Origin of the sequence: Pseudobutyrivibrio ruminis HUN009, assembly GCF_000703005.1 — a bacterium.
GTDB classification, from domain to species: domain Bacteria; phylum Bacillota; class Clostridia; order Lachnospirales; family Lachnospiraceae; genus Pseudobutyrivibrio; species Pseudobutyrivibrio ruminis_A.
Map to the genome: position 1 here is coordinate 66,301 of NZ_JNLH01000002.1, position 12,686 is coordinate 78,986.

The 12,686-nt window shown below is 33.0% G+C and carries 10 protein-coding genes; 4 read left to right on the plus strand and 6 right to left on the minus strand.

The window, feature by feature from the left end; genetic code table 11:
- Window positions 1–31: 31 nt before the first annotated feature.
- The 6 genes from BO15_RS0112685 to BO15_RS0112710 form a co-directional block, all read right to left on the minus strand.
- Window positions 32–361: a hypothetical protein gene (locus tag BO15_RS0112685; protein WP_033154954.1), complete on the minus strand. Its 330-nt coding sequence runs from the start codon at window positions 359–361 to the stop codon at window positions 32–34.
- A gap of 163 nt (window positions 362–524) precedes the next feature.
- Window positions 525–1,112, minus strand: coding sequence for a hypothetical protein (locus tag BO15_RS0112690; RefSeq protein WP_033154955.1), 588 nt, complete (start codon window positions 1,110–1,112; stop codon window positions 525–527).
- Window positions 1,113–1,125: 13 nt separating this feature from the next.
- Window positions 1,126–1,920 (minus strand): ParA family protein, encoded by a 795-nt coding sequence (locus BO15_RS0112695; RefSeq protein WP_033154956.1) that lies wholly within the window; start codon window positions 1,918–1,920, stop codon window positions 1,126–1,128.
- Between the two features lie 724 nt (window positions 1,921–2,644).
- Window positions 2,645–4,930: a relaxase/mobilization nuclease domain-containing protein gene (locus BO15_RS0112700; RefSeq protein ID WP_033154957.1), complete on the minus strand. Its 2,286-nt coding sequence runs from the start codon at window positions 4,928–4,930 to the stop codon at window positions 2,645–2,647.
- Between the two features lie 2 nt (window positions 4,931–4,932).
- Window positions 4,933–5,373, minus strand: a complete 441-nt coding sequence (locus tag BO15_RS0112705; protein ID WP_167541235.1) for a hypothetical protein — start codon at window positions 5,371–5,373, stop codon at window positions 4,933–4,935.
- A 536-nt stretch (window positions 5,374–5,909) separates the two neighbouring features.
- Window positions 5,910–6,386 carry a hypothetical protein gene (locus BO15_RS0112710; RefSeq protein WP_033154959.1) on the minus strand — a complete coding sequence of 159 codons (477 nt, stop codon included), beginning with the start codon at window positions 6,384–6,386 and terminating at the stop codon, window positions 5,910–5,912.
- Window positions 6,387–6,549: 163 nt separating this feature from the next.
- On the opposite strand from BO15_RS0112710, the gene BO15_RS0112715 reads away from it, so the two are divergent.
- The 4 genes from BO15_RS0112715 to BO15_RS0112730 are packed head-to-tail and all read left to right on the plus strand — an operon-like array spanning window position 6,550 to window position 12,673.
- Window positions 6,550–7,398 carry a toprim domain-containing protein gene (locus tag BO15_RS0112715; protein WP_033154960.1) on the plus strand — a complete coding sequence of 283 codons (849 nt, stop codon included), beginning with the start codon at window positions 6,550–6,552 and terminating at the stop codon, window positions 7,396–7,398.
- Between the two features lie 6 nt (window positions 7,399–7,404).
- The gene (locus BO15_RS0112720; RefSeq protein ID WP_033154961.1) at window positions 7,405–7,887 is read left to right on the plus strand and encodes a hypothetical protein; all 483 of its coding nucleotides are present in this window, start codon (window positions 7,405–7,407) and stop codon (window positions 7,885–7,887) included.
- Window positions 7,888–12,144, plus strand: a complete 4,257-nt coding sequence (locus BO15_RS0112725) for a BspA family leucine-rich repeat surface protein (RefSeq protein ID WP_033154962.1) — start codon at window positions 7,888–7,890, stop codon at window positions 12,142–12,144.
- 40 nt (window positions 12,145–12,184) lie between these two features.
- Window positions 12,185–12,673: a TM2 domain-containing protein gene (locus BO15_RS0112730; protein WP_033154963.1), complete on the plus strand. Its 489-nt coding sequence runs from the start codon at window positions 12,185–12,187 to the stop codon at window positions 12,671–12,673.
- Window positions 12,674–12,686 lie beyond the last annotated feature (13 nt).

A 12,686-nucleotide genomic window follows, 5' to 3' on the forward strand; every position in this document is an offset into this window, starting at 1 on the left:
TTTTAAACTCTTCTTTGCATTTTTATCGTTTCTAAAGTCTATAAATACAACATTTATCTATTTTATATTTACTGTATTTTCTAGTCGTAATTTTGTTTCTTGGGAACATTTTTACGACATGTTCCTTTAGTCTTATTTTTGTTCCTTTTTTAGGTAAAATCAGTGTTACAACTTTCCACAAATGCGATAAAATCAACATTATTTCAACGAATTTTCGAGGAATATTGGAGTCGTAATTTTGTTCCCTGGAAACATTTATTGCATTTGTTTTAGTACTCTTAATTTTGTTCCTTTTTGTCTTATTTTTGTTTCTTTCTGGCTCTTTATTGTTCCCTTTTGGCTTAAATTTGTTTCCAATCATTCTTAATTTTGTTTCCAAAAATCTTCAAAAATCCTTTATTTTCAATGTTTAGAGCTTATCTACTATACTATCTATACTAATCTTTACTTTTTTATACATATCTATCTCAGCAGACAGAGAACAAAAAAAAGACCCAGTAAACTTAATTACTAGGTCATATAGATTAATTCCATCCTGGTGTTTGTAATCTTTCTTTGCGAACAAGATAAGCTACATATGGAGCAACTCCACTGAATGAATGCATGGCAGCTTGTCTAATTAAAGATGCTTTTGTTTCTTCTGTAACAGGAAGATTTCCAGGTTTTGATGATTCCATAAACTTAATTTCTTTATGAAGGTCATCAGTTCTGTTTATTGTTTCTTTCATGTCCTTCTCAACCAATAAATCAAGATATTGCCATTTAGCTTTACCTTTGAGTGTTGCTTGAGCATTAAAGAATTCCTGATCAAGAGCTTCAAAATATTTTACTGTGATATTTGTTGTCCCTTCGTTTTTACTTGTCTTCTTTTCTTTTTTTGTTTCAGATACTGTTTTTTTCTTTGTTGGCTCTTTCTTTGGTGCTTCTGTTTTTACTGGTGGTTCTTGCTGTTCAACTTTAGGCTCTACAGCAGGCTTTTCCTCTGTTTTTTTTGGTGTTTCAATAATAGTTGATTCATCACTCAACACCGTTTTTGTAGGAGGCAAAGCTTCTCTCTTAGGTAAAGTTCTTTTTGAATTTTGTGCTTTTAATAATAAATCTGCTTTACTCACTTATTTATCCTCCTTACTTTAATTCCAAAATATAATCTGCTAAGTCATAATATGCTCTAGATACGTTTGAACTCTTATGAGCCATTGTATTAGGTACTTTAAAGGTCTGAGCCTCTGCAATTGCTATTGCATCAGGTATTGTGAAGATTCGTGGTTCAACTGACCTGTTTTCCTTGTAAATAGCAGCTTCTTCTGCCATATCGTTAATAGCAAGGTCTGAAAGAGAAACTTTCTTTACTCTGCTTACAATGAATCCATATACATCACCAGTAACTAATTTGTTTCTTGATTTTTGTAATTGTGAAATCTCTGCTACCGCATTTTTTGCTTGTTGTCTGTCGTTTTCAGCCATCAATGTTGTGATGAAGAAGTAGTCAGATGCAATATATGACATTTTCTGTAAAAGGTCTTTCTGAGGGCCATGATCGATGAAAATGTAGTCGTATCCGTTTTCTTCAAGCATTTCACAGATATCTTTAAGCAAATACTGGTCATCCTCTTTGTTGAATGTTACCTGAGGATTTGCAAGTCTTTCATCTCCTGAGATTAAATCAAAGCATTCGACGTCAAGAATAGCGTCATCTACTGAGCAATCACCAGTTAGAACATCATATATTGTCTTAATTCCCAGATTCTGTCTTTCTTCTGGTTCATAGTAAGCACCGACATACTTTGTTAATCCAGTTGTCTGGTCAATGTCTATTACTAATACTTTCTTACCAAGTATCTTAAGAGCGGCAGCTGTCTCAACTGTGTTTGTTGTTTTTGCAGCTCCACCTTTTGATGTGGTCATACAAATTACTTTCATTTTTATTCTCCGTTTCTGTAATTATTATAAACTATCATATTTATATAAGAAATAATTATTTTATAAATTATATAAATTCCATAATTTCTATATTCTATACAACTTATCCTTTTAATCTAATTCTTATTAATATTATAAACAATCAATATTATCTAAACTATATTAATAAGCTAAATCATATAAACCTTAATAATTATCATATCTGTAATTAATATAATAATAGTCTAAAACATAAAAATAATCAATACTATATAACTATGAATAATAATAAATAATATCCTAACTATGAAATAAAGACAAATAAGATAAACAACAAATAATGTATAAGAAATAAAAATAAGATAGATAAGATAATCAATGTAAACAATATAATATATCTAATTAATATAATAAAGAGGAATTATAAAAGAAATAAAATAAAGAAAAACAAGATAATAAACATAAATTATATAAAAAACATAAAAAAATTACGAAATATCAATTTTAAGATTAAAAATGGCGATAACCTATAAATTATCGAGAATAAACACAAAATGGCTTATAGGGGCAAAATTCGAGCTTACAGCCTATGATTTAAGGCTCGGAAGACTGAATCATGAAAGAGCAAGACCCAAAAAGCTATTTTTGACAAGAATTTAAGAAAATTATCTCTTAATAAGTATATTTTAATATTTTTGAGATAAAAAATAAAGACCAGGAGAAATACTCGCTGGCCTTCCATATACTAAAAATCAAAATCAATTTCTTTGTCCTTTTGATCAAATATTTTTTGTTTATCGATATTTTTGTTTGCCATATCAGAATCAATTTTGGATTTTTCATACTCAATAAATTGACTTCTAAGTTCGTGTGAACCATAAACATAATGAACATCCTGAGTGAAATTTAGTATTTGTTTTAAATGAATTAAATCTTTATATTGCTTACTAAGGTTAGTTTGATTATGTTTCAATGAATTATATTTATCATCAATATCAACAAAGTGTTTAATGTATGTTTCTACTTCATCCACAGATAGACCAATTTTATGAAGTCGTATGACGGCATCTCGATAGGCAATAAGAGATTTTTGTATTTCAGGAGAAAGTTTATTTATTGATTCATTAAAAGCAACATCATGATTAATAGTGGTTGGTCTTTCAATAAATTTTGGTTTATTACCTTGTGAGCAGGCCCAACTATAAAAAAGGTTACATTGTTTTGAAGACATGTCTTTGGGATTAATTGGTGGAACAAGGCCAGTCTGCTTACATATATCAATACATTTTTGAATATCATTAGGGCTAGGTAAGACTGGATCATGAATACTATTTAAAGTAGGAATAGGACCTAAACAGTTTTGTATATTAATAACATCTGCTAATGTCAGTTCTTTAAAATCCAATTTAGCAATATCGACTCCAGCATTAACGAGTAGCTCCTTACATTCTTTGATTTGCCTTGAGTTAGCAGGAAAAGGAAATCTCTTTCTTAAATATGAGTACTGATTCTCATAGGCCATATTATGATTAAAAGAATCCTTCGTACATAAGGAAGATGGTATATCTCCCCCATACTTAAAATAATTAGAGATATTGTAATAATCTACTGTAGAAAGATTACTATATCCCTTTTTAGCATTTGATAATCTGTAATCAGGATGTTTATTCATCAGTATATGAAGATTTCTCTTCTGCGCAGATGATAAAGGGGATATCTTAGCATTATTTTCCTGCTGATCGATGTAATTAAAATCTGGTAAGAAAAGATTATTAAGCAAATCCTGTGAGCCACCATTATCTAATACAGACTGCTTTAGCAACTGGACAGCAGAGGAGTAGTCTGCAATAGTGGAAAAGTATCCTCTAATACAATCTAAGTCTTTTATCTGTTTCTTTACAATCGATAAAGAAGTACCTACGGAAGTGAGTTTGTCATTTACTTCTCGAATTGAATCAACAGAATACAACTGTTTTATATTGTTAGCCCAGTAAAGTTCAGATTTCTTAAAATCAAGATTGTATGCCTTTAGTCGATGCTTGGAGTGCTCAGATGAAATATAGTTGGCCATTAAGCAAACTGTGTTGTATGTTCCACGTAGTAAGTTTTCTATATCATTTAATTCACGTCCATCCCACGAATAACCTTGTTCCAAATAATCGAAATGAATATAGGAATGATTAAACTGACGAAGGTTAGAGTCTGTAAATTCTCTGTATAAAGTTGATTCCTTTATTTTCTTTGAATGGTCCAGATTGAACCATACCAAATCACCGTTAGCCTTTTCTTTTGCCAGATGGTAACCGAAACGACCCATGAGACTGATGTATTCTGTTTTATCTGATGCTGAAGCAGAGCTTATAAGCATAGATTCAAATAAGTCAGCTTTCCATGAAGTATTCTTGCGCTGAGCTGCCCACTCTCCATATGTCATAGAATCTTTTGACTTTTCTAGCTGTTTACGGGGAGCATCAAACTCGATTGGTATACCGTATTCTTGTTGAATTTCATCTGAAAGTTTTCTAATAGCCATTAAGAAACTTTTCTCAAGGATAATTTTCTTTTCAATGTTCGGTATATATGAATTGATAATTATATGATTATGGATATGAGATTTATTCATATGGGTATCTACTACACCCATATAACCATTTCTTTCCAGTAGCTCAATACCGATTTTGTGCGCGACAATAGGAGAAATATTTGTCTCACTAAAAGATTGAATTAGGTGTATAGCTATTACAGGTTCTTGCCTTTTCCCTAACCCTCTCTTTGATGAAGGATAAGTATCACGTACTGCTTTAAACTCTTCATTTGCAGACTCAGGTGAACATTTAACGCCTGTAACAAGTAAAGATTTTTCTTCGTTAAGTGGATTAACAAAGGATGTTTTACTCTCATTTTTAGCATAAGTAAAAAGATTTGAAAGCGCTTCGTTACTAAGTGATGTTTTTTCGATATCGGCCCCATAATCTAAAAGACTTGATAAGTGTTCACCATGAACAGCAATTGTTTTACAAATCGCAGTCATAGTTATTGCTCCACTGAAAGAAGTTCATAATCCTTAATGAGAAAATTAGAAAGCTTTCTTAGTTCGTTAAGCCTTGATTTCCTGAGACTATGTCTATTCTTCTTAAAATGTTCTGTTAATTGAATAAGATGTGTATTTGCTTCTTTTATCTCTGTTAAGAAAGAATCGATAACATCTGGTTCAATAACATTTATGCTCTTCAAATTGTTTAAGTACATGTAGATGGATGTATAAAGTGGCTCGATGATAGAATAAACAAAAGTATAATCATCATCATTAACTTCTATATTTAATACGTGCTCACCTTGAAGAGCTCTTCTGGCAACAAATCTGGATAGAGGTTCATTCTTAGCCATATGCTCTATAGCTTTAAATTCATTATCTGTAAAGTAAGCCTTAACACATTTTTGCTTAGAACCGATTTCATAGTTCAATTTATGCATAGGTATATAAATTGTAGGTTTCCTATCGTCAGATGCTAAAGAGAGCAATAAACCTTTAACATACTCTGTAGGCTTTTTATTTTGCGACCTTGCTAAATCAGTAACTAAAGCCTTTTCTTGTTGGTTTAAAGATATACACAAATTGTAATTATTCATTCTTAACCTCATTTCATTTAATTCAATTATTGATAGTGCGCAGCCTTTGAGAATTAACAATTCTCAAGGGTTTGGGCTTGCCCAACGTATCATGAAAATGAAATTTTCATGGAAAATGGGACATTTTCCTATGCTTGCAAGGAACAAACGGACCCCCAATTTTGATAGGCTAGCCTATATATAAAATGGCCCAAAAATCTAGAAATGGTACACATGAGATTAAATTTTCCAATAATTGGCATTAATGGAGCGTTAATTGAAGTTAATGGAAAAAATAAAACCAGGAGAAAGAATAAGATTTTCCAATAATATGGAATAACGTAACGTTAAAAAGAAATAATGGAAAAAAGCTCCTGGTTCCGAATGGAACCAAGAGCTTGCTAGATACAATCTGAACAAATTAGAGCAGATCCATCTTTATTTAAGGTGAGTTGATCAATAGATTCAAACCCCTTGTTACATTTTGAACATGTAAGACCGTTGGCTTTTACTAAAGCCTTTTTAATATGATACTCTTCGAAACATTTATCTTTGAGCTCGTTGGCAACATAGTATTCTACTGCGTTTTTGATAAAGCCATTCACAGAGCTCTTCTTATCTAAAGAATCAATTACATCTGTAAGAGTGTTGTACCAATCACGTGGTACGTCAAACGGAACTCTTTTATATGTTTCCTTATAATATCGCTCATGCATAGAGGAGAAATATTCCTTATGGCGCTGGTAATACTCTGGATCATAAGTACCTTTACCCTGAGAATATTCCCTTCGATTTATATTATCTGAATCATATTTTTTTCTAACGACTTCTATATTTGGGTCATATGTGACTCTGGAAGTCTCTTTTTTTGCTGCCATATAAACGCCTTTCTATTGATAAGTCGATTATTGCAAACACACGAAAAATAAGCAATTCGCAAATTGCACAAATATCGTACGATAATTATTTTAATAATTTTTTCGTTCAAGTGTACCACTTTTCGAAAAGTGGGCCATTTTATATTTAGGAGCGGAGGTGAAGATGTACACACAAGAACAAATACAACAAGTCGTAAATATTGATCTGTACGACTATGCATTAAAAAATCTTGATGCTGTTAAAGAAGGTAATTGGGCAAGACTAAAAAGTAATAAGTCAGTCTGCTTCAAAAGAGGTTCTAACAGATATATAGATTTTGCAATGCAAGGTAAAGGTAGTTCAGGCAATTTGATTGATCTACTCACTACATATTATGGAGAAACATTTAAAAGCGTAATGGAATCACAAGTAGGCGCTGATATCTCTATGTATAAAAGAAGTGAAATTGATTATGTGTCAGTATTCGAGCTGCCAGAGAAAGATGAATCATTCAAAGAGACAATGGCATATCTAACAATCACGAGAGGAATACCAAGACAGGTAATAGCTAGATTAATGAAGAAAGAGCTAATTTACCAAGCATGTGTAGTCCGAGGGAAGAGGAGATATAAGAACTGTGTCTTTGTTAATGATAAACAATCCTACTATGAAATTCATGGAACATATTCCTTTGGGAAGAGCTTCCACGGTAATGGAAGAAAAGCTATTGATGAGTATTGGAGCTTTAGTACAGGAGTAGAGCTTGAAACAGTATTTATATGTGAATCAGCTATAGATGCAATAAGTTTAGCAACAATCAAACAGATGGATACAGAGAATGCCCTATATGTATCAATTGGAGGAGTCGCAAATTATAAATCCATAGAAAGACTAATTGAGAGGTATGGAGATAAATGCGTACTTGCCGTTGATAACGACAATGCAGGTCAGGATTGTAGAGATAGGTTTGGAATGTTGAGAAATATTGTTTCAAAGCATAAGGATTGGAATGAAGACTTAATGAAAGGTTAGGTGTATATGAAAAAGAGTTTTGGAAAAATATCTTTCGTAGTAATTTTGGTAAACCTCCTTATTTTTAGTGTGTATGTTGCAAACCAAAATAAAGAAAACGAAAAACAGGTAGTGGATGAGACTGTAGTTTATGCTACTGAAACTCAGACAGAAGATGAACCTGTAATTTCATATTCATTGGTTGATGACGCTAAAGAGTATGAAAATGGCGAGGGATACAAGATATATCGTGATGATGATGTGCCTGATGAAGATGTTGAAAAGCTCCTTAGTAGGCTTCTTAGATTAAGAAATGTAGATGGTGTAGAAAAGTTCTGCAAAGCAGTGACCTGGTACATAACAACAGATGAATCTGTAACATCAATGTTTGCAGTAGATCAGCCATCAGCAACATTCATGATTTACGATGGGCCAGAATATGAAATCTATCTAGAGCAGATATCCATGATAGTCCAAGCATCAGTTAGAGATTCAGGAAAGGAGATGTAAATGAAACAGAAGTTATTGTCGTTAGTATCTTGCGTACTTATATCATGCAATATATTTACAACTATAAGTTATGCAGAAGAATTGACAGAGACTCCAGTTGAGGTGACAGAAGAAATATCAGATGAAGTAGTTTTTGAGGATATTCAAGAAACTACAGATGAAGAAGTTGAATATATAGAGAATCAGGACGAAGAAATCGTTAATTCTATTGAAAATGAAATTTTAATAGAAGAGAATGTTGACTCGAATTCTGAGGAAGAAGTATCAACTGAAGAAGTGAACGTAGAAGAGATTGTTACAGAAGAAGCCGAAGAATCCCAAGAAAGCTTTACAGTATCTTTTATTGATTCAGTCGAAGATAAAGAGTTCGCTTCTTACACAGTAAATGAAGGTGAATCAATTGAAGAATTACCAGAGGCACCTTCTCATGAAGGATATGAATTTGTTGAATACATAGGAAATTATTCAAATGTCATTTCAGATGAGGAAGTTATTGCTGAATATAAGTCAACTGAAGATAATCAAAAGCTTGTATATCAGGAACTTTCGGCGGATGTTGCAGGTTATACAATTTTAATAAGAGGAAATATGCCTGATGATACAGAACTTGTAGCAGAAAAAATAGAAAATACAGAGCCAGAAAAAACTATAGAAGATGAGTTAGATGTTACTTTTGAAGCTCAGGTCTCATTTGATATAAAGCTTATGTCAGGAAATGAACAATATCAGCCAACAGACTATAGCGAAGAGGTTTCGGTTTCTATTAAAGGCGTAGATACATCAGAGCAACTGAATGTTTATAGAATTACAGATGATGGTACTGTTACAGATATGTCTGCTAGTAATATTGGAGAAGCAGTCGAATTTGAAACAAACCACTTTACCACATATACAGTTGGAACAACTGATTACGAATCAATGTCTACAGGAACATTTCTGGGATTAAAGTATGAATACTATGATACTGATGGAGATGGAAAGGAAGACTTAATTGTAGTTACGGGAGAGCAGAAAGCACCATATTCAGTAAGATATAAAGATGATATTGAATGCGATGCATATTTAAAGAAATATATTAACCACCCTGTATACAATTATCAGGGTGGAAAAAATAGACTAATATTCTGTGACCTTAATGATGGAATAGTTGTAGTACCCTGGAAGAAAAGTACAATCACAAAGTGTCATTTTAATAATGTAAAGCTTAAAAATGCATACGAACTATTTAAAAATTGTGACAACCTACAAGAAATTGTTTTCGACAGTGTAGATACATCAGAGTGTTTTGATATGGGTGAGTTATTTAGCGGTTGTAATAATTTATCAAAGCTAGTGATAACGGAAACTCTTGATACTGGTAATGTCAAAAATATGGATAGTATGTTTTCTCATTGTTGGTCATTAAAGACACTGGATGGTGAACATAATTTTAATAGTACAACTGGGCTATTTTCAGATACTTCAAAGGTAGAGTCATTTGAGAACATGTTTTATTATTCTGTCGACCTAGAATCAATTGACTTATCAAACATTGACTGTTCATCTGCTAAAACGATGGCTCATATGTTTGACCTTAGCGGTAATGGAGGATTTGGCCATGAATCAAAATTAAAAACGCTAAAACTGCCAAATAATCTTAAACTGGCGCCAGATGTTACTAGCATGTTTGCTTACAATGCTTCTTTAGAAGGAGGCTTTAATACATCTGATTGGGATACATCTAGAGTAACTACAATGGATTATTTGTTCTACAACTGTTTTAAGCTAAAAGAATTAAATGTAGCAAATTGGGATATGTCGTCTGTTACAACTATTAGTCATATGCTGGATTGCTGCAAGAGTTTACAGGTTTTAGATGTGTCTAATTGGGATGTTTCTAATGTAACAGACATGGAAGCTGCATTATCCTTCCTTCTTGAGGTGACAGATTTAGATGTATCTAAATGGGATACATCTAGTTGTGAAAACATGGATAGTCTCTTCTGGGGTGATGAGAAAGTCAAAGCTTTAGATGTGTCGAATTGGAATGTATCCAAGGTTAAGAATATGGCACAGCTTTTTACAAGCTGTAATAGTATTGAATATTTAAATCTGAGCAAATGGGATGTATCAAATGTAGAGGATTTTGGATGCGGTAGATCAACTAAAATGCTTCAGTACTGCGATAAACTTAAGATTATTGACATGTTTAGAACTGATGTAGTTAAAGAAACTGCAGGAATACCTGAGTTGCCAATGTTGGATTATGGTTATCATTCAGTACATGGTCCTGCATATATGTACATTGATGACAACAAAGATGGAAAAGCTGATTCTTCATATAAAAAAGTTTATGCATTTATGAAGGATAGTGTTTCACATAGATATATTTCTGTCACACCTGAGATAGAGAAAAATACATTAGAAGACTTCAATAATAATTATACAATTATAAATTTGATTGAGCCTTCCGATGATGTTGATGCATATGAGTATTTTGATGAAGAATATGGAAAAGTAATACGTCATGACAGATATTTAGTAAAAGATTTTGAAATCTTAAAAGAAGAATGTTTGGATGAAAATGATCCATTAAACAAAACAGGTCGAGCATATGTATACACAATAAAGATGGATAACGATGTATTAAAAGTAATATCAGGTGATTACTCAGAAAAACCAGGACCTGACGGAACCTATGGAACGGATGATGACTTTAGTTACTGGGGCATAGAGCCGGCAAATTATTTAATGTATCAACCACTAAATCCGATTTCTCAGCTAAAAAAGGATGAATATTATGAGTGGTTTAAAGACTTTGTTATCTATTCAACGGGAGAGAAGATAACTTTATCACGAGACGAATGGGATTTTAATGTTGCGGAAGGCAATGAAATGATGTACGTCGCTTATACCTTTAGATTAGCTAAATTCAAATTGGTGCTAAAGGATGAGAATGGAAAAGTTCTGTATTCTGATTACGTAACTTATGGTGAGCCACTTGAGGATATTCTAAGCACGTATGGAAAGAAATGGCTTGATGCAGAAGGAAAAGAATATATCCCAGGAACGATGCCAATAACAGGTATGACTCTTACAAGAGTACATACACATACTCCAGGCGCTAGTAAGATTGAGAATAATGTAAATCCTACACATTCAAAGGATGGACATTATGATTCTGTTATTTATTGTGAAGGATGTAGTGAAGAGCTTTCAAGAGAGACAATCACTGTTCCGGCTACAAATCATCAAGCAGCAGCGCCTGTAGAAGAGAATAGAGTAGAGCCTACTTGTACAGAGGCCGGTCACTATGATTCAGTAGTATATTGCAAAGATGATGGAGATGAACTTTCAAGAACTACAGTAGAGCTAGAGCCAACTGGACATGTGGCAGCTCCAACTGTTAAAGAGAATATTGTTGATGCAACAGAGGATGCAGAAGGTTCTTATGAGGCGGTTGTTTATTGTAAGCATTGTCATACTGAACTTTCAAGAGAGACAAAGTCTATTGCTAAGCTTGAAGTACATGTTCCAACTCCAAGTGAACCAACTAATCCAGTAGATCCTACAGTTCATGAAGAGCCTAGCAACAAACCAGAAGATAATTCTCCTGTAAATCCATCCACTAATGAGCCTTCTACTCCAAATATCATTCCAGAGAATGTAATTGAGGAGTTGGAAGAAGTTGAGGTAGAGGAAAAACCTGTAATTTCAATCTCATCAAATAGTTCAGATAATCATTTTATTAGAACAGAAGATGATGATTTAGAGTTTAAGACGGTCGAAATTATCGCTATGTCAGATGATGTAGAAATTGAAAATAATGAACCAGCAGAAAGAATTGCGGCTATAACACCTAAAGATGAGCCAAAAGACATAGCTGAGGTTATTAAGGCTGTTGTAGTAACTGTAACAGCTGCAGGAACAACAGGTGGAATCTTCTTTATAATTATTTGGTTTAGAAGACGTAAAGTAAAGGGAAAGATACTTTCAAAAGATGGTATTGATTATTCTGGATGTCTTGTGACACTTGAAGGAAAAGATAAGCTTCGTACAAGAACAAATAAAAATGGTGAGTTTACTTTTAGAAATCTTAAAAAGGATACTTACATCCTTACAGTATTCAACGAAGGTAAAGAAATATTATTCTCGTGTGAGCTTTTATTATCAAATAAGGATACTGCTAATAATGTACCAAATGTATTGGAGAATAATACCCTTTCATACCAGTATGGTGTGGCTGGAGAAACCTATATGTTGGACATTTTTGCTTAATTTATGGGGCAAGCTTGGCTTGCCCTTATTGGAGATATAAATGATAGACAAATATAGATATAACGAAGATGGCTCTATAGATATTCGTAGGAAAATCACTACAAAGATAGGACCATTCCAGACATTTTATGAAATAGGAGAGGCCTACTTTCCATGTATGACTGCAGACGGAGATAGTTTTTTCACTATTGCATTATCGACTGGCTTATTAGGTGGGCATAAATTTTATACAGGAAATTACTTACAAGGAATCCTTTATGCGCTGACATTTGGGCTTCTTGGCGTAGGTTATTTATTAGATTTAATAATGATACTCACAGGAAGCTATAGTTATCTGTCTTCAAGTATCACTAGAGATGGAGCTACTAAGGTTAGAACATATTCAATGCCACTTGAAAATAAGAAGAAGGCATTGCTATGTACGCTTGTTGCGGTAGCTGGATGTCTTCTTGTAGTCAAATTTATGTATTGGCCGCTTGTAGTTGCTTTAAGTGAGACTCTTTCTAATATAGAGCTTTCGTTGTATTAGAAAGGAATCACGT

Coding starts and splice junctions, on each gene's coding strand:
- BO15_RS0112710 (WP_033154959.1), bottom strand. CDS start 6,386: ATGGCAGCAAAAAAAGAGACTTCCAGAGTCACATATGACCCAAATATA.
- BO15_RS0112715 (WP_033154960.1), top strand. CDS start 6,550: ATGTACACACAAGAACAAATACAACAAGTCGTAAATATTGATCTGTAC.
- BO15_RS0112725 (WP_033154962.1), top strand. CDS start 7,888: ATGAAACAGAAGTTATTGTCGTTAGTATCTTGCGTACTTATATCATGC.
- BO15_RS0112705 (WP_167541235.1), bottom strand. CDS start 5,373: ATGCATAAATTGAACTATGAAATCGGTTCTAAGCAAAAATGTGTTAAG.
- BO15_RS0112720 (WP_033154961.1), top strand. CDS start 7,405: ATGAAAAAGAGTTTTGGAAAAATATCTTTCGTAGTAATTTTGGTAAAC.
- BO15_RS0112700 (WP_033154957.1), bottom strand. CDS start 4,930: ATGACTGCGATTTGTAAAACAATTGCTGTTCATGGTGAACACTTATCA.
- BO15_RS0112695 (WP_033154956.1), bottom strand. CDS start 1,920: ATGAAAGTAATTTGTATGACCACATCAAAAGGTGGAGCTGCAAAAACA.
- BO15_RS0112685 (WP_033154954.1), bottom strand. CDS start 361: ATGATTGGAAACAAATTTAAGCCAAAAGGGAACAATAAAGAGCCAGAA.
- BO15_RS0112730 (WP_033154963.1), top strand. CDS start 12,185: ATGATAGACAAATATAGATATAACGAAGATGGCTCTATAGATATTCGT.